22 protein-coding genes are annotated in these 22,351 nt (G+C 50.4%); 10 read left to right on the forward strand and 12 right to left on the reverse strand.

Going from position 1 to position 22,351, the window contains the following annotated elements; all coding sequences use genetic code 11:
• Positions 1 to 197: 197 nt before the first annotated feature.
• From WBJ47_RS13200 to WBJ47_RS13225, 6 genes are all read left to right on the forward strand, one after another.
• Positions 198 to 875, forward strand: a complete 678-nt coding sequence (locus WBJ47_RS13200) for a response regulator (RefSeq protein WP_422243559.1) — start codon at positions 198 to 200, stop codon at positions 873 to 875.
• The gene (locus tag WBJ47_RS13205; RefSeq protein WP_422243560.1) at positions 872 to 2,371 is read left to right on the forward strand and encodes a sensor histidine kinase N-terminal domain-containing protein; all 1,500 of its coding nucleotides are present in this window, start codon (positions 872 to 874) and stop codon (positions 2,369 to 2,371) included. The genes WBJ47_RS13200 and WBJ47_RS13205 overlap by 4 nt, the downstream gene beginning before the upstream one ends.
• Positions 2,372 to 2,535: 164 nt before the next feature.
• Positions 2,536 to 2,832 (forward strand): hypothetical protein, encoded by a 297-nt coding sequence (locus WBJ47_RS13210; protein ID WP_422243561.1) that lies wholly within the window; start codon positions 2,536 to 2,538, stop codon positions 2,830 to 2,832.
• Entirely contained in the window at positions 2,829 to 3,395 is a 567-nt protein-coding gene (locus WBJ47_RS13215; RefSeq protein ID WP_422243562.1) for a tetratricopeptide repeat protein, read from the forward strand. The genes WBJ47_RS13210 and WBJ47_RS13215 overlap by 4 nt, the downstream gene beginning before the upstream one ends.
• Positions 3,396 to 3,441: 46 nt before the next feature.
• Positions 3,442 to 3,705 carry a DUF4212 domain-containing protein gene (locus tag WBJ47_RS13220; protein ID WP_422243563.1) on the forward strand — a complete coding sequence of 88 codons (264 nt, stop codon included), beginning with the start codon at positions 3,442 to 3,444 and terminating at the stop codon, positions 3,703 to 3,705.
• 1 nt (position 3,706) lies between these two features.
• Entirely contained in the window at positions 3,707 to 5,836 is a 2,130-nt protein-coding gene (locus WBJ47_RS13225; RefSeq protein ID WP_422243564.1) for a VC_2705 family sodium/solute symporter, read from the forward strand.
• 102 nt (positions 5,837 to 5,938) lie between these two features.
• Here the strand turns inward: WBJ47_RS13225 and WBJ47_RS13230 are convergent, their stop codons facing one another.
• Genes WBJ47_RS13230 through WBJ47_RS13270 form a run of 9 tightly spaced genes read right to left on the reverse strand, consistent with a single transcriptional unit; the run spans position 5,939 to position 13,357 of the window.
• Positions 5,939 to 6,367, reverse strand: coding sequence for a nuclear transport factor 2 family protein (locus WBJ47_RS13230; RefSeq protein ID WP_422243565.1), 429 nt, complete (start codon positions 6,365 to 6,367; stop codon positions 5,939 to 5,941).
• Between the two features lie 11 nt (positions 6,368 to 6,378).
• Entirely contained in the window at positions 6,379 to 7,155 is a 777-nt protein-coding gene (locus tag WBJ47_RS13235) for an SDR family NAD(P)-dependent oxidoreductase (RefSeq protein ID WP_422243566.1), read from the reverse strand.
• Positions 7,155 to 7,703 carry a DUF3833 domain-containing protein gene (locus WBJ47_RS13240; protein ID WP_422243567.1) on the reverse strand — a complete coding sequence of 183 codons (549 nt, stop codon included), beginning with the start codon at positions 7,701 to 7,703 and terminating at the stop codon, positions 7,155 to 7,157. Before WBJ47_RS13240 ends, WBJ47_RS13235 begins: the two co-directional genes overlap by 1 nt.
• Positions 7,700 to 8,977: an MFS transporter gene (locus tag WBJ47_RS13245; protein ID WP_422243568.1), complete on the reverse strand. Its 1,278-nt coding sequence runs from the start codon at positions 8,975 to 8,977 to the stop codon at positions 7,700 to 7,702. Before WBJ47_RS13245 ends, WBJ47_RS13240 begins: the two co-directional genes overlap by 4 nt.
• Positions 8,974 to 9,483: a chalcone isomerase family protein gene (locus WBJ47_RS13250; protein ID WP_422243569.1), complete on the reverse strand. Its 510-nt coding sequence runs from the start codon at positions 9,481 to 9,483 to the stop codon at positions 8,974 to 8,976. The genes WBJ47_RS13245 and WBJ47_RS13250 overlap by 4 nt, the downstream gene beginning before the upstream one ends.
• On the reverse strand, positions 9,468 to 10,700 hold the full coding sequence (locus WBJ47_RS13255) for a class I SAM-dependent methyltransferase (RefSeq protein WP_422243570.1): 1,233 nt from the start codon (positions 10,698 to 10,700) through the stop codon (positions 9,468 to 9,470). The genes WBJ47_RS13250 and WBJ47_RS13255 overlap by 16 nt, the downstream gene beginning before the upstream one ends.
• The gene (locus WBJ47_RS13260; protein ID WP_422243571.1) at positions 10,697 to 11,500 is read right to left on the reverse strand and encodes a DUF1365 domain-containing protein; all 804 of its coding nucleotides are present in this window, start codon (positions 11,498 to 11,500) and stop codon (positions 10,697 to 10,699) included. The genes WBJ47_RS13255 and WBJ47_RS13260 overlap by 4 nt, the downstream gene beginning before the upstream one ends.
• Positions 11,493 to 12,788, reverse strand: coding sequence for an NAD(P)/FAD-dependent oxidoreductase (locus WBJ47_RS13265; protein ID WP_422243572.1), 1,296 nt, complete (start codon positions 12,786 to 12,788; stop codon positions 11,493 to 11,495). Before WBJ47_RS13265 ends, WBJ47_RS13260 begins: the two co-directional genes overlap by 8 nt.
• The gene (locus tag WBJ47_RS13270; RefSeq protein ID WP_424585629.1) at positions 12,785 to 13,357 is read right to left on the reverse strand and encodes a hypothetical protein; all 573 of its coding nucleotides are present in this window, start codon (positions 13,355 to 13,357) and stop codon (positions 12,785 to 12,787) included. The genes WBJ47_RS13265 and WBJ47_RS13270 overlap by 4 nt, the downstream gene beginning before the upstream one ends.
• Before the next feature lie 118 nt (positions 13,358 to 13,475).
• On the opposite strand from WBJ47_RS13270, the gene WBJ47_RS13275 reads away from it, so the two are divergent.
• From WBJ47_RS13275 to WBJ47_RS13285, 3 genes are all read left to right on the forward strand, one after another.
• Positions 13,476 to 14,108, forward strand: a complete 633-nt coding sequence (locus WBJ47_RS13275; RefSeq protein WP_422243574.1) for a TetR/AcrR family transcriptional regulator — start codon at positions 13,476 to 13,478, stop codon at positions 14,106 to 14,108.
• Between the two features lie 62 nt (positions 14,109 to 14,170).
• Positions 14,171 to 15,082, forward strand: a complete 912-nt coding sequence (locus WBJ47_RS13280) for a recombination-associated protein RdgC (RefSeq protein ID WP_422243575.1) — start codon at positions 14,171 to 14,173, stop codon at positions 15,080 to 15,082.
• 28 nt (positions 15,083 to 15,110) lie between these two features.
• The gene (locus tag WBJ47_RS13285; RefSeq protein WP_422243576.1) at positions 15,111 to 15,431 is read left to right on the forward strand and encodes a hypothetical protein; all 321 of its coding nucleotides are present in this window, start codon (positions 15,111 to 15,113) and stop codon (positions 15,429 to 15,431) included.
• Between the two features lie 25 nt (positions 15,432 to 15,456).
• Here the strand turns inward: WBJ47_RS13285 and WBJ47_RS13290 are convergent, their stop codons facing one another.
• Positions 15,457 to 16,812 carry an APC family permease gene (locus tag WBJ47_RS13290; protein WP_422243577.1) on the reverse strand — a complete coding sequence of 452 codons (1,356 nt, stop codon included), beginning with the start codon at positions 16,810 to 16,812 and terminating at the stop codon, positions 15,457 to 15,459.
• A gap of 118 nt (positions 16,813 to 16,930) precedes the next feature.
• Complete coding sequence (locus WBJ47_RS13295) at positions 16,931 to 17,788, reverse strand: SAM-dependent methyltransferase (protein WP_422243578.1); 858 nt, start codon at positions 17,786 to 17,788, stop codon at positions 16,931 to 16,933.
• Positions 17,789 to 18,075: 287 nt separating this feature from the next.
• On the opposite strand from WBJ47_RS13295, the gene WBJ47_RS13300 reads away from it, so the two are divergent.
• The gene (locus WBJ47_RS13300; protein WP_422243579.1) at positions 18,076 to 20,889 is read left to right on the forward strand and encodes an autotransporter outer membrane beta-barrel domain-containing protein; all 2,814 of its coding nucleotides are present in this window, start codon (positions 18,076 to 18,078) and stop codon (positions 20,887 to 20,889) included.
• Here the strand turns inward: WBJ47_RS13300 and pyk are convergent.
• A complete protein-coding gene (gene pyk / locus WBJ47_RS13305) occupies positions 20,886 to 22,337 on the reverse strand; it encodes a pyruvate kinase (RefSeq protein WP_422243580.1) in 1,452 nt (483 codons plus the stop codon). The genes WBJ47_RS13300 and pyk overlap by 4 nt on opposite strands.
• Between the last annotated feature and the right edge of the window lie 14 nt (positions 22,338 to 22,351).

The following is a 22,351-nucleotide window of genomic DNA, read 5'->3' on the forward strand; positions in this document are numbered from 1 at the left end:
TAGGGCACTGAATTGGGATCATGAAATTATTGCACTCAATTATACTGTACAAATAAACAGTATGACAATAGTTTCATCAATTTCTCCGTTCTCACGCATATCCGACTAGGGTTTACACGTAATTCACTGCTCCGACATACGCACAAGGCACACGGCTGTGCCAGAATGGTTCATCAAGTTCTTGCATAACAAAACCCATGCGTATTCTGATCGCTGAAGATGACAGCATTTTGGCCGATGGCCTGACCCGCTCTTTACGCCTAAACGGCTACGCAGTCGATGCGGTGAGCGATGGGCTCGCGGCAGACTCCGCCCTGCGCTCACAGGAATTTGATTTGCTCATTTTGGATCTCGGCCTGCCACGCATGTCTGGTCTAGAGGTACTGAGTAACCTGCGCAGTAAAAACTCACATTTACCAGTATTGATTTTGACGGCCGCGGATAGCGTCGAACAACGGGTCAAAGGACTTGATCTCGGCGCAGATGACTATATGGCCAAGCCTTTTTCTCTGTCAGAACTTGAAGCGCGAGTCAGAGCGCTCGCGCGCAGAGGTGCGGGAGGCGGCTCCACCATCCTGCGGCATGGCAGGCTCGAATTTGACCAAACAGGTCGTGTCGCCGTCGTTGACCAGCAACCTTTAGAGCTGTCGGCACGCGAGGTTAGTTTGCTTGAGATTTTGCTCACACGCAGTGGTCGGATGGTCAGCAAAACACAAATCGTTGACCATCTGTGCGAATGGGGCGAGGAAGTCAGCTCTAACGCGATCGAAGTGTATGTCCATCGCCTACGCAAAAAACTTGAACCGAGTGGCGTCAAAATTGCGACAGTACGTGGGTTAGGATATTGCCTAGAGCGTGACTCGAGCCCCACATGAACGGCTTTCGTCATTTTGACGCACATACAGTCATTCAATCTGCCGAAACGAAACCAAACGCAGAATCATCACGAAGATCACTGTTAGGTGAAATTTTGGATTGGATGCTTGCGCCACTTTTTTTACTGTGGCCCATGAGCATCGCGATCACTTACGTTGTGGCTCAAAACCTTGCGAATATTCCCTACGACCTAGGGCTTGCAAACGCCTTGCAAGTATTAGGGCAACAGGTCGAGGTCCATGACGATGTCGTGTCACTGCCGATGTCTGCGCCCGCGCGACTCGCACTGAGAATTCGGGAAAATGACGGCGTCTTCTGGAAAGCCATGGGTCCAAGCGGAGACCTGTTGGGCGGCGATGGTGAGCTCCCCACTCCCGAACGCACCCCAAGCGATCAGCCCAATATTACCTACTATGAAAATCACGCTCTGAGAGACTTTGAGATCCGTATCGCTTATACGTGGATGGACCTCAGCGCCCGTGGCTCCGGACCAGTGCTCTTGGTTGCGGCTGAATCCGTGGATCGGCGTACTCAATTGGCCAATGACATCATCAAGGGTGTCATCATTCCTCAGTTTATTGTGTTGCCGATTGCCGTGGTGCTGGTATGGTTTGGTCTTTCCCGCGGCGTGGCACCGATCAATGCCCTGCAACGAAGACTGAGAGCGCGGCGGCCTGACGATCTTTCGCCGATTGATGAGCGCCTCGCTCCCTCGGAAATCGGTCCACTGATCACGGCAATGAACGACCTTTTGAGTCGGCTAGAAGCCACCCTACTCGCTCAAAAGCGCTTTGTCGCAGATGCCGCGCACCAACTCAAGACCCCGCTGGCGGGACTACGCACCCAAGCAGAACTTGCGATGAGAGGTGAGCCGCAAACCGACACACAGGAAAGCCTTGAGCAAATCATCGCGGGCACGACACGCGCAACAAGACTGGTCAATCAACTTTTGTTAATGGCCAATGCTGAAAATCCAAACACAATGGAAATGTCACCGCTGGACTTGACGCATCTTGCACAAGACCACATCCACAAATGGATTCATACCGCACTCCAGAAAAACATTGATCTCGGCTTTGAAGGCGCTGATCAGCCACTCTACATTCAAGGTCAGAATCTCTTGCTCGGTGAAGCACTCAACAACCTCATCGATAACGCCATCCGGTACACACCTGCCTACGGTCAAATTACGGTGAGTCTTCACGATTACTCTGATCGCGTGGTCTTGGCAGTGGAAGACTCAGGCCCTGGCATTCCCCCCGAAGAGCGAGGCCGAGTATTTGATCGCTTTTACCGCGTACTAGGCTCGGGAGTTGACGGCAGCGGCCTCGGGCTAGCCATTGTTCGGGAAATCGCTCAGCGTCACCATGCTAGCGTGGTGATTACGGATACTCACAGAAAACACTCTGATCCTGAGGCCACAGGCGCGCGTATCGAATTGCAGTTTTCAGCCATGCTGCAGCGCACACCTCGGCTATCCGCCGCAGAGGGTTAACCCTCTATTTATGCCTTGAAAATTAAAGATTTTGGTCGATCCGCAACACTTGCTGCGACCGGCTGAATTTTGTCAGAAAGCTGTCAGAAATCGGTCTTACAGTGCGACCATCTAAATGCGGCTAAAAAGCGCGCGTAAGACAAAAATAAGTGGGGAGACTTAGGTTGCTGTTATTTCTAAATATTCTGCAGTTATTGCTGTACATAGGACTGCTCGCGCTCCTGGGTCAGGGACTTTTATATTTGATCGCAGGCGCTAAGCGTGACACCAATTTGTTTTACCAACTTTTTCAAGTCGTCAATAAACCTTGGATACGCATTGCCGCTTTGATCTCTCCCAAGCAAATCGCCGAGCGTCATCACGCCTTTGTCGCCTTTTGTTTGGTGGCGGCCATTTATATGGCGGTCACCGTCGCAAAAATTGAACACTGTGTTTCAGTGGGAATGGTGGGCTGCAAATGAAATTTGATTTGAACTGGCAGAAATATAAATGGTGTGCAGTCACACTCATTGTTTTTGGACAGCGTAAGCGTGCCGTTGAGATGTTTGAAGACATGCTCAGGGACTACCCTCACGACAGCTATGCGCTAGGTAGTCTTGCGCATCTCAAAGCTGAGCTTGGAGATAAAACTGGCGCCATTCAAATTTATCAGCGATTAGTGACACAACCAGACGCCCCCATCTACGCTTGGTTCAATCTCGGCTTTTTGCAACAAGAACTCGAACACCCTGTTGACGCTGAATTCTCTTTTCGACGTGCCCTTGAACTCAACCCCAAGCTTGATCAAGCTTGGTATGGCTTGGGCTTGGCACTGATTCAACAAAATCGGCTCGAAGAAGCAATTGTTGCGCTTGAACGCAACACCAAACTACAGCCCATGAGTCCTTATGCCTGGTATCAGCTTGCCCGTGTCCATGTCGACCGCCAGCAACCTGAAGAGGCGACCAAAATCATTCAACACTTGAAAGGCTTTGAACCAAAATTTGCGCGTCAACTTGAGCGTGAAACTGGGTTGAATGGCTAAACCGTTTTATTTGTAGTTTGTTTTATAACGATGAGGAGACTTAACCGTGCAACTAACCGAAAAACATCGGGTGTACTGGCAAAAAAACCTACGCATCACATCAATTTTGTTGCTGATCTGGTTTGTTGTCACTTTTGTAGTGAGCTACTTTGCCCGTGAGCTCGACTTTACCTTTTTTGGCTGGCCCTTTAGCTTTTGGATGGGAGCACAGGGCTCTCTAGTGGTGTATTGCGTCATTATCGCCGTGTACGCCTCTTACATGAACAAGCTTGACGAAGCATGCGGCGTCAGCGAAGACGAGGACGAATAACATGGCTGGAATGACACCTGATGAAGGCGGCCTGTTCGCCTCAAACACAACAAACGCACAGTTTAAAAAGTCGCTCAACAAAGTCTACACTTGGTATACGGGCGGTTTTGCTGTATTCGTGATTGCCCTGGCAATCGCTGAGCAAATGGGACTTAGTCGCGCCTGGATTGGATATATCTTTCTGGCTGCAACTGTAGGTCTTTACGCAGGCATCGGCATTATGAGTCGTACCAACGACGCTGCCGAATACTACGTGGCTGGACGACGTGTTCCAGCACTCTATAACGGTATGGCAACGGGTGCAGACTGGATGTCTGCGGCATCGTTTATTGGTATGGCCGGAACGCTTTACTTGACGGGCTACAGCGGTCTGGCCTTTATTATGGGCTGGACTGGTGGCTACTGTTTGGTGGCATTGTTCTTGGCGCCTTACCTGCGTAAGTTTGGTCAGTTTACGATTCCAGACTTTCTTGGTGAGCGTTATGACGGCAACTTACCACGTCTACTGGGCATCATCGCCGCAATTCTTTGCTCATTCACCTACGTGGTGGCACAGATTTACGGTGTAGGCCTCATCACAACACGACTGTCAGGCGTGCCCTTTGAAATTGGTATTTTCTTGGGTCTCGGCGGCATTCTGGTCTGCTCGTTCTTGGGCGGTATGCGTGCAGTGACTTGGACTCAGGTCGCTCAGTACATCATCTTGATCATTGCTTACATGATTCCTGTCGTGTGGCTCTCAGTCAAACAAACTGGCGTGCCCGTTCCACAGGCGATCTATGGCTATCAACTTGAAAAAGTGACTGCTAAAGAAGCTGAATTGATCAAAGATCCAAAGGAACTTGAAGTCATTGCGATCTTTAAAAAGCGTGCTGAAGAAGCCGACGCTAAGCTGAAAAATATTCCAGCCGCGATGGCAACCGCCAAGGCAGATGCAGAAAAGCGCGTCGCTGACTTGAAAGCAGCCAATGCGCCAAAGGCTGAACAAGAGGCCGCACAAAAAGCACTTGCGGCTGTTCCTACTACTGAAGCTGCAGCACAAAAGCTTTGGATGCAAGAACGTGCAGCGAATAACGCTCGAGCAGTACCTTTGGCTGGCATGCCACGTCACGCGCAGCAATTTACGGGTGATCCAAATGGCACTGATGCACAAAAGATTTCCTACGACACATCACGTCGTAACTTCTTGGCATTGATTTTCTGCTTGATGGTCGGTACTGCTGCGCTTCCGCACATTCTGATGCGTTACTACACAACGCCTTCAGTTAAACAAGCGCGTGAGTCAGTGACTTGGTCCCTGTTCTTTATTTTCTTGCTGTATTTCACGGCGCCTGCCTTGGCTGTTTTGGTCAAATACGAGGTTTTCCATGTACTAGTCGGAACTCCGTTTGATCAACTACCGGGATGGATTGCACAATGGACCACAGTTGATCCAGCCTTGCTCTCCGTGGTTGACGTCAACAAAGACGGCATCTTGCAGTTAGGTGAAATGCGCATCGGCGGTGACATCGTGGTATTGGCTACACCAGAGATCGCAGGCTTGCCCTACGTCGTCTCCGGCATGGTTGCAGCAGGTGGTTTGGCTGCCGCACTCTCAACAGCGGATGGCCTGCTGTTGACGATCGCAAACGCTTTGTCCCACGACTTGTACTTCAAGATGATCAACCCCAACGCTCCGACAGCACGTCGCGTGTTGATTTCGAAAATCTTGTTGTTGGTCGTTGCCTTGTGCGCTGCATATGTAGCCGCGCAAAAACCAGCTGACATCTTGTTCTTGGTTTCTGCCGCGTTCTCCTTTGCTGCCGCTGCATTCTTCCCTGCCCTGACGTTAGGGATTTTCTGGAAGCGTGCGAACAAGTATGGCGCAGTGGTCGGTATGATCGGCGGTTTGGGTATCACCTTTTACTACATGGTGACCACTCAGCCTTGGTTGCGCGGCGTGTTTGGCGTGACATCACCGATTGAACTCTGGTACGGCATCTTGCCGATCTCTGCCGGTGTTTTTGGTGTGCCGCTTGGTTTTGCTCTGATCATCATTGTGAGTTTGCTGACACCAGCCCCTCGCAAAGATATTCAAGAACTGGTGGATCATGTGCGCTACCCCACACTGCGTGGCGATGCAGCACGTTAATTAAAACGTATTCCCCGCCGTCTGAGACTGCTGCGCTCAAACGGCTTTTAAGCCCCTCCGGGGGCTTTTTTTTATTTCAACGTTTAGAAGTGTTTGAGCGGCTTAGACTGTCGTTGGAAGTGAAAGCTTACGCCTGATCATGCGTATGACAGCACCGAGCAATGGAATTTTTTCATAGACCTGCTGGGCTGCATCCCAATAGTCGCGATGCAAAATAATCAAGCCCTGATCGTTTAACTCAAACTGCGTGCAGCCAGATATTTGCTGGGCTTGACCGCGACATTCAAAAAGAAAGTCCCATGTCATAAACCCATGGCGCTCGCTCTCCACGGTTGTCGTGACAACAAAACGTGGTTGCTTGAGCGTATCGAACATGTGCTGATACACCGCTTGCACTGAAGCTAGACCCGTAAGCTGATTAAAGGGGTCTACAAATACGGCCTCTTGGGCATAAATCTCTCCCACACGTTCGAGCGACTCTGGGGTCAGCGTTTGAAACCAATGTGCAATTTCTGAGAAGCGTGTGTTCATGGCTGACACCTTTAAAGCTTAGTAATTTTGTGCAAAAGGGGAAAGCGCCAGCAATCCGGGAGAAAACTGATCCAGCGCAAGGCACCTGCAAAACCACGCGGGAAACGAATCTCAAAATCACCACGTTCAAAACCTGCAACGATTGCCTTAGCAGCCTCGGCAGGTTTCATCAAACCCGGCATTTCGAAGTCATTGACCGCAGTCATTGGTGTTTCAACAAAACCGGGGTTAATCAGGTAGACCGAGACCCCTTTGGGTTCCAGCTCAAAATAAAGTGTCTGCGCCATATTATTGAGAGCGGCTTTGGTCGCGCCATATATGACGGCCTTGGGCAAACCTGTATAAGCAGAAATACTTGCAATGACGGCAAGCCCTCCCTCACCTCTTTTTAAGAAATAAGGGACTAAAAGAGACACACCTCGGTATACGCCTACAACATTCAGATCAAAACTCTTTTGCACCTGATCCAGGTCGAGCTCCCAACTGTGCGTCGGATCGTAGCGAGCCGCTCCAAACACCACCAAATCGACATGTCCCATCGCAGCGAGGGTGCGTTCAAATGCATCGGGCCAAGCTTGCGCATCTCCGGCATCAAATGCCACGACATGCGCATGGGGATGAGGTTGAGCAAGCTCGAGCAAGGCTTCCTGCCTGCGCGCGGACACCGTCACCCATGCACCGGCTGCTAATAAAGCTTGAGCCAAAGCCGCACCGATGCCGCTAGAGGCACCGACTAACCAGACACGCTTGCCGGCCCAGTTCTTAATCGGTGGATTGAGCGCTCGCATCACGAAGGGCTACCGGGCGTGCGCTTGCGGAAAAATAATGTGACTTCACCTAAGTCAATGCCAAACTTGGACATAGTTGAGCGATTCATCATTGATGACTCATCCATCTGCCACATCCAATCATCGAAGTTCACAAGATACTCTTTTCCATCAACAGGCAAACGCAATACATACGTCCAATGCAGAGCATTTCCCGCAATACGACCCGTCGCAACACCCACGACATCATCAGCCGTACCTTGCCATGATCCATCAGCCTGTCGTTTAAGCGTCCAGACGCGGCGCTGCTTTTCGCCGTCCGAATAAGTAAACCGTTCGTCCAGCGTGCCTTCGGAGGGACTGACCCAATTCGTCATGATTTCTACGTGAAAACGACGTGCAACTTCGCCATTACGTTTTTGGAAAATACCCCAAGCATCAATCGTTCCAGAAAAAAATGACGACATTTCTAGCTTGGGCGTTTCTTTCGCGTATTGCTCAACGTCGACGCTACCACATGCCGTCATCAATGCAGCTGTCGCAGAGGCTATCAGTGCTTTGAATTTCATTTTTGAAGCTCCTTGCGGACAAGTGTCCGCGATGACGATCGACCACTTAACTGTGGCAGCAACACCAGGATGGCGATGCCTTTAAACACGATGGGCAAACATACATAAAGTGCAGTCAGTGCAGCGGTAGTCTGAAACTGTCCTGGTACATAACCAAAGAGTTTAAGACTAGGTAGCGACAGACCTGCTGCCAGCGCGAGCGCGAACTTGCTAATCAGTACCCAAATACCAAAATAAAGCCCTGTGCTTTTGCGGTTTTTCTCAGGTATTGCATCTGCCAGCATAGCGGGGGGCAACGCGACATCGGCACCGAGCGCCGTACCGGCCATCAGACAAATCAAACTGTAGGCCATCACATCACCGCTTCCAACCCAACCCGAGAAGACGAGTGAACAGCCAGCAAATACACTGCCCAATGCCCAGGCGCGTGCCTTGCCGATGCGATCAGAAAGCGCAACCCAGAGCGGGAGCGTCAACATGCCTGCTAAAAAATATATACCTAGAAACATGCCCGCTTGCTGGGGGGCCTGCACAACGTCATCAATAAAAAACAGAACCAAAGTCGCTGGAATCGCAACTGAGATCGCATTGAACAAGTAAAACCACATAACTAGGCGTACCGCCGGAGGTTTGAGTGCTGACCGCCATCCTTGCAGCACCTCAGCGACAGAAACATGCGGTGTGGGTGCCCAGCGCAACGTGATGATCAACCCGACGAGCAAAACTGCGACAAACACCCAGGCAAAGACCTGGTAACCTTGACGGGGTCCCCAGTCAGCCACCCAAAATGTCGGCAATACGGAGGCGACGACAACGCCCACCAAACCAAACGCCTCACGCCATGCAGTCACACGCGAACGCTGTGTCACGTCATCTGTTAGACGGGCACCCCACGTCAAATAACAAATACTCAACAAGCTGTGTGCAAAGTACACCAGCAGCAAACACATGGCCAGCCAGGCAATCAAACCCACCTGAGACCACTGAGGTGGCGTAAATAACAAGACAAAGCCCAGACCAAGCACCATGCCAGAAACGGCCATCAATAAAAGCCAGCCAGAGCGCTTACGCTGAAATGCATCGACGACTCGCCCCAAAAACGGGTCCTGAACGGTGTCGAACAAACGGGTCAAAAACAAAACTGCACCGAGCGCAGCTAAGTCGATACCCAAACCATCGCCGTAAAATTTCGGCGAAATCATATAGATGGGCAGCATTGCCATCGCAAGAGGTAAACCTAGCGCGGCATAGGCCATCAGGCTGGTGACTTTCACTGAGAGAGGCCCAATAAAGACTGACGCAAACTTGGCTCACTCGTGCGAGGATCCAACCAGATGGCAAAAAATGCCCGCGCTAAAGCATCATTGATTTGACCAATCTCTTTGTCCTGTTCATAAAATACCGCACCCTCCCCTGGACGATAGACGCCCGTCAGCGTCACGCCTTTAGAAACGCTTGGAAGTACACGTGCAAGCTCCGCCGTCCACTCTGGACGCTCATCGACAGGCTGGCCAAGTTTACGCATTTCATCGAGAGAGGCCTGAACCAGTCTGTCTCCTGCAATCGTACGCTCGTAAGTGAGTGATAAGGCGTAAGGCTTGGAAACATCAAAACGGCCCGATAGCGCATACAGACGCGCCTCATAGATAGACCATCCAAAACGTTTAAACACACCTTGTCCGACCTGTTGAGCCCCTGGCAACACACTTGTAAAAACAGGGGCTGCAGACAAACTAAACGCACTCAAGCTCAACAGTAGGGAAATTAGGATTTTGCGCATAGTGTCCATTGTTTAACATCCGTTCGAGTTTGTCGGAATCCAACTTCACAGTAAGCCAAATACATTTTCCATACGCGTATAAACGCCTCGTCATAACCTTGTTCGCGGATGTGACTCAGGGACGCATCAAATCGTTGCGCCCAGCGCTTGAGGGTTTCGGCATAGTCTTGCCCAAAGGCGAGTACTTCCATGGCACGCAGACCTGCAGCCTCACACTCTTTTCTAAAGCGCGAGGGGCTTGGCAACATGCCGCCTGGAAAAATATATTGCTGGATAAAATCAGTCCCTCGCCTGTATGCGTCGAATTTATCCTCAACAATGTCTATTGTTTGGACCACCACGCGTCCAGAAGGTTTCAGGCAGCGTGCCAGCATTTGAAAATAGCTGGGCCAGTGGAGTAAGCCCACAGCCTCAAACATTTCAATCGAGACGATATGGTCAAACTTTTCCGGAACATCCCGATAGTCTTGTAAACGCAATGTGACACGGTCGCTTAGACCCGCATCCAGCATGCGCTTGGTCGCCCATTCGAGTTGTGCGTCCGACAAGGTGATCCCCACCACGTTGATTCCTCGGCGAGCAGCACGCTCTGCGAACCCTCCCCAACCACAACCCACTTCGAGAATTGTCTGTCCAGCTTGGGCTTCAATCTGATCGAGTATGCGGTCATACTTTGCGTCCTGAGCTTGCTCAAGCTCGCGGGATAAATCACCCTCAAACAAACCGGATGAATATGTCATCGATGGATCAAGCCACAAGCTATAAAAGCTGTTTCCAACGTCATAATGACTGAGGATGTTGCGGCGACTACCGGCGCGACTGTTGTCTTTTAAGACCCAATGAGACAAGCGCTTGAGTAACAGGGCCCACCAGTGTCCATCGACCGCCTCTGAAATTTGCTCATTGCGAATCGCAAGTGTAAACAGCGCAACCAAATCTGGTGAGTCCACCCAACCACGCCTCAAACTTTCGGCAAAACCCACATCCCCTTGCCGCAAAATTAAACTTGCCGCACGCCAATCCAACACGCGCAGTTCGGCATGTGGAACACTGTGCGAGGGATCTGACGCGTTTTGACCAAGCATTAACTCTACACCTGCCGGATCGATCAGCTTAAGTGATCCATGCGTAATGCGACCCAATAAACTCACAAGAAGTCTCCCGGCCCATGGAATTTTGACCATAGAACCTGTCAGACGCTCTTCGTTCGAACTCATGAGGAAACCTTTCCGTTGTTAGAGACTTCGTTCTTGGGCAGTGGTGGAACCGAGTGGTAGGTTGCGCCCTGCCGCCAAAGCTTGAACGCTTGCCAATGAATACGCAACATCACACCAATGGTCATCATCGGCATCGATAAAAGACTGAGTGTTAAAGCACGTGTTGAAAATGGCTGCGCTTGCACCACGATTGCAGTTTTGAGTATCGGCTGCAAAAGTGAAGGATCGTCAAAATAATCAATTGCCATTCGATCTTGTTTACCGAACTGGTTTGATGTAAAGCGATAAACGCCTTCGACATCGCAAAAGGGAGACACATGAAATATTTTTTGACACTCCAGGACAGCACCGGACTCAATCACGCCAAGATTAGACGCGGTCAAGACATACTGGTGACGCTGACCAAAGGTATTGTTGACTTCAGCAACAAGCACTCTAAGTGCGCCCTGCTGATCATGGACATGCCAAAAGCTCACGGGGTTAAAGACGTAGCCAAACACACGTGGAAAGCACTGAAGCCAAACCGCTCCTGTCTCAAGCGCAATGCCGCTCTCGCGAAGCGCGCCAGTCAACCAAGTCAACAGATCAGATCCGTCTCGCGCACCATGGTCGCGTGTCTGAAAACTTACGATACGTTTTTTATCAATACCGAACAACCAACTATTGAAGCGACTCAAACTTGATAGCTGGTCAACGCGCAAGCGGATACAAAAAACACGGTACACAAACCGATGAATGAAAGGCCTCAAGCGCGCATGCATTACGCGTCCTCGACACAGAACAAGAAGATCATCATTCATAGGTTGGCGTCCAAGGAATGTCCACGCCGAAGTCACGTACCACTCTCAACGCAGACTTCAAGCCATCTTCGTGAAATCCGTAACCTGACCATGCACCACAGAACCATGCGCGCTGGGCACCTTGTATGGATGGCAACAATTTCTGCGCCTGTTCCGCACCAAAATCCATCACGGGATGCTCGTAGTCAAAAGTTCTTAATACTAAGTCAGCGTCGGGTTCCTGATTGGGGTTGAGCGTCACGATTACAGGCGCTTTAAAGGGTAAAGGCTGTAAAAGATTGAGCAAATAACTGACCGCAACGGGTCGTTGTGCACCCTCACCGGGTGACGACATGTAATTCCATGCTGACCATACTTTTTTACGGCGTGGCAATAGTTTGGCATCCAAATGCAATACGGCTTTGTTCGGCTGATAACGAAAACCCTGCAAGACCTCTTTTTCGCTTTCAGTTGCATCTAATAGCGCAAGGGCTGTTGGCGCATGACATGCGAAGATCACTGCATCAAAGTACTCTACCCCTTGAGCGGAGTGGACCACCACTTGATCAGCTTGACGCACGACACGATGCACGGGGCAATTTAAACGGGCATCACTGAGTTGAGAGACCATTGCCTTGACGTACTCACGCGAGCCCCCAACAACAGTTTTCCATTTTGGCCGGTTTTCAATTTGCAACAATCTGTGATTTAAACAAAAAGCCAGGAAGGTCGCAGCCGGAAAACCAAGAATGTCCTGAACCGAGGAGGACCAAATTGCCGCGGCCATTGGAAGCAAATACCATTTGCGCATCGCTTGCCCGAAATGCTCACGCTCTAAAAGCTCACCCAAGGTGATCGGTGCATGACGGGTCTGGTCCAAATAAAGCTGGGCATTTTTATTAAAGCGCAGAATATCTCGCAGCATGAACAAAAACGTGGGCTTGAAGATGTTGCTACGCTGAGCAAACACCGTATCAAGATTTGTCCCCGCCCACTCGATATCAGGATTTCCTATAGAAACACCAAAAGACATCTCGCTTGAATGCACGGGAATATTTAAATGTGCAAACAATTGAATCAGATTGGGATAAGTGAGATCGTTGTGCACCAAGAACCCGGTATCAACGGGATAGGTATGTCCTTCGAGGGAAACATCTACTGTATTGGAATGTCCACCAAAATAAGAACCCGCCTCAAACAGCGTGACACGCGAATGATGTCTGAGCAACCATGCTGAGGCTAAGCCGGAAATACCTGCACCGACCACTGCGATGCGGCTGTTTGGAGGAACGCGCGCAGGTCCACTCATACACTTGCCTCTTGGGGGGCAACCACTTTGGCCTCAAGCACTGGCATCACTTGGGCGTTCCCTAATAAAGCATGACGCAAGTGAGGACTACGCGTCCGCTCATCTAACCAGATTGCACTAAAAAAACGCACGAAGTCCGGATCTTGAATGAGACCCAAGGCATGAGAGGCAGAAAAAAACTCCACTTTGCTGCCTGGAATAAACCAACCCAACAAACGATCACCCAAGCAGACATCTGGGATGATTTCCGCTAAGGCCTGAGTCCACCTGGTGCGTTGCTCATCACTGATCGAATATAGACGCGAAATCTCAACGATTGATGTGGACACAATCTGCTCACCCTTTAGGGTGCGAAGGTAATGCAGATCAAGTAGGAACGGTTTGTCAGCCTCAAATGTACCCGTGTGAGTGAGTAGACGCGCACGATAAAACCTGAACACACTCCAACTAAAAATCCCCTCCCCACTCTGACACCACGCGTCAGAGCATGCCAGCTCAAAGGCCTTGGGCAAGGCTTCTGCATTGAGGGCCACGCGATTCATGTCATCAGTTTTAAAAGATAGGGGCATAATTGGACTTGTTTGACTTAAAAATAACTAAGTTGAGATATTTTTAACATATTAGTATGTTTTGCGACCAAATAGTAATATTATGAACCATTCAGATTAAATTCAACTTCAAAATACGATGTCTGCCAATCCAAGCGCTATCCGAAGCAACAAGCTCTCGTTCAAGCAGCAGCAGCTAAAATTTCGTGAAAACGCAATTTTGGATGCTGTAAACAAGCTGTTAGCTCAAAAAGGCTTTGATCTGATGACCATGGATGAGGTCGCCGCGGATGTGGGAATTGCCAAAGCAAGCCTCTACAAACACTTTGAGTCTAAAGAGGCACTGGCCGCTGCCTCAATGACCCGACTGCTTGAGGACGCTCTGAGCGTTGTCGAAGGCATTTCTACCAAACTCTCTGCGATTGACAAGCTCAAAGCACTCGTCCGGTGGGGTATCAAGCTGCACCTAGGTGGCACCATGCCGTTGCTGCCCTCAACGCGCTCTAGCATCCAACAATCGCTGCTGACTAACGCGCTTTATATGGCTAGGCTGAGCGCGCTGACAGAGAAGCTGGGCGAATGGATCACCGAAGCGCAGCTTTCAGGCAACTTGACGCCCTCTTTACCAGGAGAGGTCATTCTTTACACAATTTTTGCGCGCTCCTGTGATCCGGTGGCCGACTTTCTCAAACTGGGAGGTGCGTTTTCTGATGAGGACATCGTCGAGCTCCTGATTCACACGACATTTCAAGGCATGACAGGACGAAGCTGACACACTCTTATGATTTTCCACACCGACATCAGCTAGAATCCTCCCCTTTGGCTGGGTAAGTTATGTGGTTTAAAAATCTCAAACTGTTTCGTCTATCTAACACGTGGACTTGGACTGCAGAACAACTCGATGCCTTTTTGGCAAAAGAGCAGTTTGTTTCTCCTGGTGCGGCTGCGCCTATGGCTTCTGGCTGGACGCCTCCCAGAGAAGAAGATGTGCGCTTAGCCTACAGCGTTGGGCAGCAAATACTTTGCGCGTTTCGCTCAGAAAAAAAGCTTCTGCCTGCGTCTGTCATCAATCAATTTGTCAAACAACGCGCCATTGAGCTCGAAGAGCAACAAGGTTTTAAACCAGGACGCAAACAACTCAGGGATCTCAAAGAAGAAGTCACCAACGCCTTGATTCCACGTGCGTTCAGCTTGACCCGAGACACCCGAATTTGGATTGATCCTGTCAACCATTGGCTCGTGATTGATACCGCCTCTGCCACAAAAGCCGAGGAAATACTCTCCGCGCTCGGCAAAGCGATTTACCCCTTCCCTGTTGAGCCCATACAAGTCACGATCAGTCCTGCTGTGGCGATGACGCAATGGATTACAAGTGGTCAACCCCCGGCAAACTTCACGATCGATCAGGATGCTGAACTGCGTGCAGGTGGCGATAAGGCTGCCGCCATTCGCTACGTCAAACACGCACTAGACAGCGTAGATATAGAAAAGCACATCCAATCTGGCAAGCAGTGCACGCGACTTGCACTTACGTGGCATGACAAAGTTTCCTTTGTACTCACCGAAGCCCTTGATATCAAACGTGTCGCGCCCCAAGACATCCTTGACGAAGCCGATCAGTTGGCACCTGCTAATGAAGCAGAAAAATTTGATGGTGAATTCACCCTCATGTGTGCAGAGCTCAATCTACTTTTTGCGGGACTCCTTGATTCGCTCGAAGAAAAAAAGCTCATTCAAGCAGCCTAACCACCCTTTGAGCTAAACAGGATATGAAATGGACTTGATGATTCAAAGCCAGCTTGCGGAAAACGTTGAGGGGGGTGTTTTACTTGACGTGTCTGCGGATGATCTAATTGTGCGAGCTTACGTTGTGATCGCGTCTGTTGATCTTGCCGTCGTAGAAAAGCTTGTCCCCGTCTCTGTCTTTGAAAGCGGTGCTCAGGTTCACGTAGCTGGCATGCAAGTCAATACCGACATTACCGAAGAGGTAATCCAAATCTTGGAAAACATGTCACCACAAGACATTGTGGTTTTTCTTTGTGAAAATGCTGTGGTGTACGGCGAGACTCTCGCCGTACTTGGGATCAAACACTAGGTGCAACACAGAGGATCAGATGCGCTTAGCGCACGGCGGACGGGCCTTTTACTCTTCGAGTAAAGAGTAACGCGACCACACCAACTGCCATCACGATGAGCGAAATATGAACCGCCCCTTTACTCGCTGCATAGGTGACGCTTGAATAGGTCAAATAGGCGCAAGTCAGCACAAACAAAATCGGTGTAAAGGGATAGAGTGGTACTTTAAAGGGACGATCTGCCATGGGATCTCTGACACGCATGACAAAAACAGAGACGCCCACCAGAAACAAAAAGAACCAAAATACTGGTGCAGTAAATTCAACCATCACACCAAAACCATCCGTCTGCCAAATACCAAAAACGACTAACGCCAGACTAATCGCCGACTGAACCATATAGCCTCGGATCGGCGAGCCTCGACCGCCTTCCCAGTGGCCCATGAAACGCAATGCAGGCCAGTCTCGACCCAAGGCATAGTTAGTCCGCGCACCCACAATCATGGTTGCATTGATACTGGTGAGTGCAGCCACGGCAACGAAAATACCAAGCGTGCGTTCGCCCCAAGGACCAAACGCTTTACCCATCAAATCCGCGGCGACAGCACTACTCTTGGACAAGCCCTCTAAACCCAAGCCCGCTAAAAGAGCGATATTGACCAACAAGTAAATCAAAGTCAAAATCAAAATACTGATGAGGATGACTGGTACGATCGCACGACGTCCTCCACGGACTTCTGCTGAAATATAAGCCGCCTCGTTCCAGCCACCGTAAGTTAATAAAACAAACACCATCGCCAAGCCAAACATGCCTAAACTTGGCGAAGAGGAAAAAAAGGCAGGCGATGCAGGTGCATCACCTGAAATATAGAACCCTGCGATCGCCACTAAAATCAGGCCCGTCACTTCAATGAGGGTCAGTAAAGTCTGGACCCAAGACGTCGCAGAAATACCAATGAGATTAATGACCGTTAGAGCAACCACAACACCAACTGCCCAAATCGCAGAGGAGTATGGCCCAAGGTTAATCGCCTTGGTCATGTAGTCACCAAAAACGAATGCAAGCAAAGCAATCGAACCCGTGTTGATCACAGTCGCTTTTGCCCAAGCATATAGAAACGAGATATCTTTTCCAAAAGCTCGTGCGAGAAAATGGTAATCACCACCCGCATGCGGATAAGTCGTGGCTAGCTCTGCATAACAGAGAGCGCCAGCAAGAGATATCAATCCACCCAAGAACCAGGCGACCAACAACCATCCGGCATCTCCGGTAACACCGGCCACCATGGAAGGCGTTTTAAAAATACCTGCACCAATGACAATTCCTACAATGATCGCGATGGCACTAAAAGCCGTTAATCGCTGAGTCGGTTCGTTTGCTACGGTAGTTGGCTGTGTCATGAAGGGTCATGCAAAAAAGTGGGTGAGGAAATAAGCCATTATGAAAAGCTCCTCATCTGTACGCCTGGTACAGATGAGGAGCGATCAAAACGATTGGAAATGATCTAGATAAAAAGACTCAGTTACGTGTGCCTGAGACTTCGTAGAGAGGCGAATTTTCGAGCACATTGCCAGCAAACGTATCGCCTTTCAACGTGACATCGATGATTCTTGATTGACCACTGTGATCAATAAAGCTGAATTTCAGACGGTTACCCACTAAGCTAGGACCAAGAATAGGCTGCGACTTTCCATCAAGAGAAAGAGTACCGCCGACACGCTGATAGCGCTGGGTCAGATCAAGAGTTGCGGCCTTGCTGGCCTCGATGCCTTTGATCGTCCACTTGCCTGCAGCATTACCAGGAACCACCCAGAAGTAACCCTGTGTGTAACCATTGCCGATGAGCGCATCTGCTTCCCAGTCGCCCATGTTGAAAGAGTTTGTGACGACGCGCGTCCCGGGTGCCATTTTGAGGATAGTGGGGCGAAGCTTAAGGTTAAGGTCTGGCAGAAGGTACATGGTGAGAACGTTTGCCTTGGAAAAATCCTCGACAAAAATATCACCATTGATGATTTTCACTTTATCAGAAACGCCTGCCCTTGCCGCATTTCGCGTGGCGAGCTCTGCCATGTCTTTATTGAACTCGATCCCTACAGCGGTTGCACCAAAGTTTTTAGCTGCTGCGATTGCTATTTTTCCATCACCGGATCCAAGGTCATAGACCAGATCGCCCGGTTTGACGTTTGCCATTTTGAGCATGGCGTCAGCGACTGCGTCATTAGTGGGGACCCAAATGACGTCCTTGCCGCTTTGACCGACTGAGGGCTTGTATTTTTCATCCCCCATTTTTGGGGAATCTGTTCCCTGAGCAAAAGAGGTCGCTACCGACATACCTGCAACGAATGTTGCTGCTGTTAAAGCCAGACGAAAACGCATGAATAACCTCTTGGGTAAAAGTGTTGAACGCTAAGAAATGACCAATCACAACAAGCTTTTGAATATTTCAAAAAGGGTAGCATTCGGCCGCATAAATTCCTAGTGTGACTGTCCCTAGCCTTGAGTGAGGAAGGCGCTCCCTAAAAAGTCTTGACTGACTTCATCTACCGAAACCAGTACTTAAATACCAATTTGTATTGCAATTGGCGAATTTCCTTGGCGTGCCCTGTGTCGGACAATACGAATGTTAAGAAATATTAATTTTCCCATCTTCCCTCCTCATACATATGTCCTATCAAACCGCTTTGGCTCGCATTCTTTTCTTCACGAGCGCACTGACCCTCAGTCATGTCAGTCTCGCTCAAAGCATCGGAGGTTGCGACAACTACAGCCCAACTGAGGGACAGACGGTTACCTGCTCACCGAGCGTCACCCCAGCCGCGACGAGCGGTGTGCAAACCGACACCACCACGTCAAATAACAACGTGACCGTCAATGTCTTGAGTGGAACAACACTCAGTATCAACGGCGCCCCGATCGGGATTGGCAGCGGGTCCACCGTCAATAACTACGGCGTATTGAATTCAAGAACGTTTTTTAACGGCTACGGGATGTCGAGCGGTGCGAATAGTCGTTCACAGGCCGGGGGAAGCACACTGAATAACTTTGGTTCGGGTCAAATCATCACCGGTGGAGGAGGCTCTGATGGCATGTATATCGTTGCGGGTAATGCCGGTTCACGTGGGAATACGATTTTAAATGCGGGCTCTATCCAAACAAGCGGTGCAAATGCCATCGGTGCGCATATAAACTCCGGCGCCACCTCGAGCGCGATTCAAAATACCATCACCAACAGCGGAAGTATTACCACCACCGGCTTATTGTCCTACGGTATTCGGCTTCAGTCTGCGCAAGCGATGGGCTCGATCACCAACAGTGGCACCATCACGACGTCAGGCCTGAACGCCGATGGTATTTCCGTGCGCAATACTGGCAATATTATTTCAATCAATAACTCCGGTACGATCACGGCACAAGGCTCTGCACGAGGGATCGCTGTGACCGGCGCCGCCGCAATCGTGAACTCTGGCGCGATCAGTGCGCCGTCTGAAGCGATCTATTTTGACAACAGTGCCTCGACCTCCCTCTCTAACAGCGTCACGCTGCTGCCCGGCTCTCAGATCAACGGCAAGATTTCTTTTAATACAAACAATACGACTGAATTATTGAGTTTTGATGGATTGCGGAATAGCAACTTCAACAATGAGCTGACGGGAGCCAATTCGCTCCAAGCGCTAAACGGCGCAGATGTCAAAATGAATACTCCGAATGGATATGCTTATGGCTGGGGTAAGGTCAAGGTTGATGAAAATTCACGTCTTGAAATTTCAAGCCCGATCTCTAACAGCTCGGGGATGGCGGCATCCTCTTCAAGCCTGACCAAGACTGGTGACGGTGTCTTGATTCTCTCTGGTGACAATACGTATACAGGTGGGACGACAGTTTCAGCGGGTACGCTGATCATCTCTGGCTCCGTCGCTTCGGGCGTCTCTATTAGCCAGACGTCAACACTTCAAGGTAATGGGACGATCTATGGCACCGTCAATAATTCGGGCATGATCCAGCCCGGTACCTCGGGTGCTCAAACAAACCTCACTATCGCAGGCAACTACACCAGTAACGGTGGCGTATTTGTGACAGAGCTCAACACCGTGCAATCTAATTTAGTGGCCAACACGCTGACGATTACAGGTCAAGGAAATATTGCTTCAGGCTCTACTCAAATAGGGCTCATCAACATTGAGAAACTGGGACAACCCACTTCGGGCGATGGCATTCCATTGATCATCGCTGCGGCTGGTGCCATCACGAGTAATACCGCTTTTTATTATCCCAACCGTATTGCCGTGGGTCCCTACGAATACAGCGTGGTCAAGGGAGGTGCTAGCTCGCCTGATAGCTGGTATTTAAAATCGGACAATTCCAACTCTCTTGCTACCGCCGCGGCCTACGGTAGTCAGCCACTGGAAAATTACGACCCAACACAACAGCCGGCACAAGCTGTTGCTCAAGTCATCGTTCCAGGTGTCGGCATACTCCCTTCTAATGTCACGCCAGAACCCTCGCAGCGAATCGAAGTTGCCGCCTACCCTGCTCTGCCAAGTTTGGCGAATTTATATGCACGCACAACCGTTGATAACTTTGACTTGCGTCGCCCCGACTTTGCTCAAGGTGCTCAAAGTCTAGGTCTAAAGACCAGCCCGATGACCTGGGGACGCGTGCTGGGCAAGTCTGCCGAACTCAGATCTCAAGATGCCAATCAGGGTCCTGGTCTAGATGCGAGAACCTTTGCCATTCAATTGGGCCGAGATGTATATCGCAAGCAGTCTGACGATGGGGCTCAAACCTTTTTCGGGCCCTTCATCACCTTTGGTCAAGCCTCTGGAAATACGTATAGCTCGAACGGCAGTTTTAAAACTGGAAATACCTCGCTGCAAGGTTTTTCACTGGGTCTTAATGCCACGCACATGAACGTTCAAGGCTTGTATGTGGATGCGGTCTTACAAGGCACAAGATTTACAGGTATGAGGGTGAATTCAGTTTTGGGCACCGCCATCAACACCACAGGCTGGGGGCTCACAGCTTCAATCGAGACAGGATGGCGCATCGGTTTGACAGAGCGTGTCAGCCTAACCCCTCAAGCTCAGCTTGTCTATAACAACAGTCAATTCAATGACACAGCAGACATTTACGCTCAGATTGGCATTCCAAATGACGCGTCTACCACGGGCAGGATAGGCGTCAAGATTGCTTATGACTCATCGACGAACCAAGGGCCTCGGTCACAAGCATGGCTAAGGCTGAGTGGCTTATCCACACTGAGTGGGCGCAACCCCCAAGTATCTTTCATCAACCCATTCGACAATGATCGTGTCAGCTTTAATGCGCAAACTCCAGCAAACTGGTTGAGCCTCGATGCTGGAGTGAACGTCCATATTTCTAAAGACGCTCAACTCAGCTTTAACCTCGGCTATGACACCTCCATCACGGGCGCTTACAACGGCGTGTTCGGACAACTGAGTTTACAAGTCGCTTTTTAAGAAACGTCAGGCTCCTCACCAATCCAAGAAATACGCAACAGGTTGGTGGAGCCCGGTACGCCAAAAGGTGTTCCGGCAATAATCAACAGCGCCTGACCAGGTGAACCAAAGCCGTTTTTCTTGGCGGCGAGAGTCGCGTGCATCACGATTTCTTCGGTACTTTCTACGTCAGCGGCCTGGATCGAATGTACGCCCCAAACGAGTGACAAACGGCGCGCGGCCGCTGCGACTGGGGTCATACTTAGGATGGGGGCACGTGGCCGCTCATGTGCGACGCGCAGGGTCGTTGCACCTGAGGAGGTATAAGCAACGGTGGCCGCAACCGGGAGCGTCTCGGCAACGGTGCGGATGGCTGCGGAAATTGCATCACGCGCATCATTTTTGCGACGTGAATGCACAGCTTCCATCATGATCCGCTGAAGGGGATCCTTTTCTGTGCTGAGCAAAATCCTATCCATCATGGTCACTGCTTCGATCGGATAGGCTCCTGAGGCAGACTCTGCGGACAACATCACCGCATCGACACCGTCATAGACCGCCGTTGCCACATCGCTGACTTCGGCCCGTGTGGGGACGGGTGAGGTAATCATGGACTCAAGCATTTGAGTCGCCACAATCACAGGCTTGCCGGCCTCACGACAGGCACGAACAATGCGTTTTTGCAAGACGGGGACTTCCTCGGGGGGCAACTCAACACCCAAGTCTCCGCGCGCCACCATCACGCCATCTGAGCTCGCCACAATCGCTTCAAGCGAGTCAATCGCGGAGGGCTTTTCAAGTTTGGCCATGATCCAGGCACGATTGCCTACAATTTCACGCAGCTCAATAATATCCTCAGGACGCTGCACGAAAGAAAGTGCGATCCAATCCATCCCGATACTCAGACCAAAATCGAGATCCTCTCGATCTTTGGTGGTTAAGGCGGACATTGGCAAAATCGCACCGGGTACGTTGACCCCTTTGCGATCCGAGATAACGCCTGCATTGAGTGCCTGAACATCCGCATACTCTTTGGTCGACGCGAGGACACGCAGACGGACCTTACCATCGTCAATCAACAGGTCATCGCCTGGGCGAATCGCCGCGAAAATTTCGGGGTGCAGTAATGGCACACGATTGATATCACCTGGGGTAGGATCCAAATCCAGACGAATTTTCTGACCTGTGCTCAGTGCGAGTTTGCCGTCTACGATCTTGCCCAAGCGCAGCTTGGGGCCCTGCAAATCCATCAAAATGCCAACTGGACGCCCCACATCGGCCTCAATCTGACGGATCGCGTCATAACGCAATTTGTGGTCGGCATGCGTACCGTGGCTAAAATTTAGACGAAAAACATCCACTCCGGCATCAAAAAGCTGGCGGATCATGGCAGGGTCGCTGCTAGCGGGCCCTAACGTGGCAACAATCTTGGTATTGCGGTGACGGTGCGAAATCGCATCAAGTTTCATCTTTTAACCTTATC

Origin of the sequence: Zwartia sp. (genome assembly GCF_049655405.1) — a bacterium.
Taxonomy (GTDB): domain Bacteria; phylum Pseudomonadota; class Gammaproteobacteria; order Burkholderiales; family Burkholderiaceae_B; genus Zwartia.

Coding starts and splice junctions, on each gene's coding strand:
- WBJ47_RS13200 (WP_422243559.1), top strand. CDS start 198: ATGCGTATTCTGATCGCTGAAGATGACAGCATTTTGGCCGATGGCCTG.
- WBJ47_RS13205 (WP_422243560.1), top strand. CDS start 872: ATGAACGGCTTTCGTCATTTTGACGCACATACAGTCATTCAATCTGCC.
- WBJ47_RS13215 (WP_422243562.1), top strand. CDS start 2,829: ATGAAATTTGATTTGAACTGGCAGAAATATAAATGGTGTGCAGTCACA.
- WBJ47_RS13225 (WP_422243564.1), top strand. CDS start 3,707: ATGGCTGGAATGACACCTGATGAAGGCGGCCTGTTCGCCTCAAACACA.
- WBJ47_RS13230 (WP_422243565.1), bottom strand. CDS start 6,367: ATGAACACACGCTTCTCAGAAATTGCACATTGGTTTCAAACGCTGACC.
- WBJ47_RS13235 (WP_422243566.1), bottom strand. CDS start 7,155: ATGCGAGCGCTCAATCCACCGATTAAGAACTGGGCCGGCAAGCGTGTC.
- WBJ47_RS13240 (WP_422243567.1), bottom strand. CDS start 7,703: ATGAAATTCAAAGCACTGATAGCCTCTGCGACAGCTGCATTGATGACG.
- WBJ47_RS13250 (WP_422243569.1), bottom strand. CDS start 9,483: ATGCGCAAAATCCTAATTTCCCTACTGTTGAGCTTGAGTGCGTTTAGT.
- WBJ47_RS13255 (WP_422243570.1), bottom strand. CDS start 10,700: ATGAGTTCGAACGAAGAGCGTCTGACAGGTTCTATGGTCAAAATTCCA.
- WBJ47_RS13260 (WP_422243571.1), bottom strand. CDS start 11,500: ATGAATGATGATCTTCTTGTTCTGTGTCGAGGACGCGTAATGCATGCG.
- WBJ47_RS13265 (WP_422243572.1), bottom strand. CDS start 12,788: ATGAGTGGACCTGCGCGCGTTCCTCCAAACAGCCGCATCGCAGTGGTC.
- WBJ47_RS13270 (WP_424585629.1), bottom strand. CDS start 13,357: ATGCCCCTATCTTTTAAAACTGATGACATGAATCGCGTGGCCCTCAAT.
- WBJ47_RS13275 (WP_422243574.1), top strand. CDS start 13,476: ATGTCTGCCAATCCAAGCGCTATCCGAAGCAACAAGCTCTCGTTCAAG.
- WBJ47_RS13280 (WP_422243575.1), top strand. CDS start 14,171: ATGTGGTTTAAAAATCTCAAACTGTTTCGTCTATCTAACACGTGGACT.
- WBJ47_RS13285 (WP_422243576.1), top strand. CDS start 15,111: ATGGACTTGATGATTCAAAGCCAGCTTGCGGAAAACGTTGAGGGGGGT.
- WBJ47_RS13290 (WP_422243577.1), bottom strand. CDS start 16,812: ATGACACAGCCAACTACCGTAGCAAACGAACCGACTCAGCGATTAACG.
- WBJ47_RS13295 (WP_422243578.1), bottom strand. CDS start 17,788: ATGCGTTTTCGTCTGGCTTTAACAGCAGCAACATTCGTTGCAGGTATG.
- WBJ47_RS13300 (WP_422243579.1), top strand. CDS start 18,076: ATGTCCTATCAAACCGCTTTGGCTCGCATTCTTTTCTTCACGAGCGCA.
- pyk (WP_422243580.1), bottom strand. CDS start 22,337: ATGAAACTTGATGCGATTTCGCACCGTCACCGCAATACCAAGATTGTT.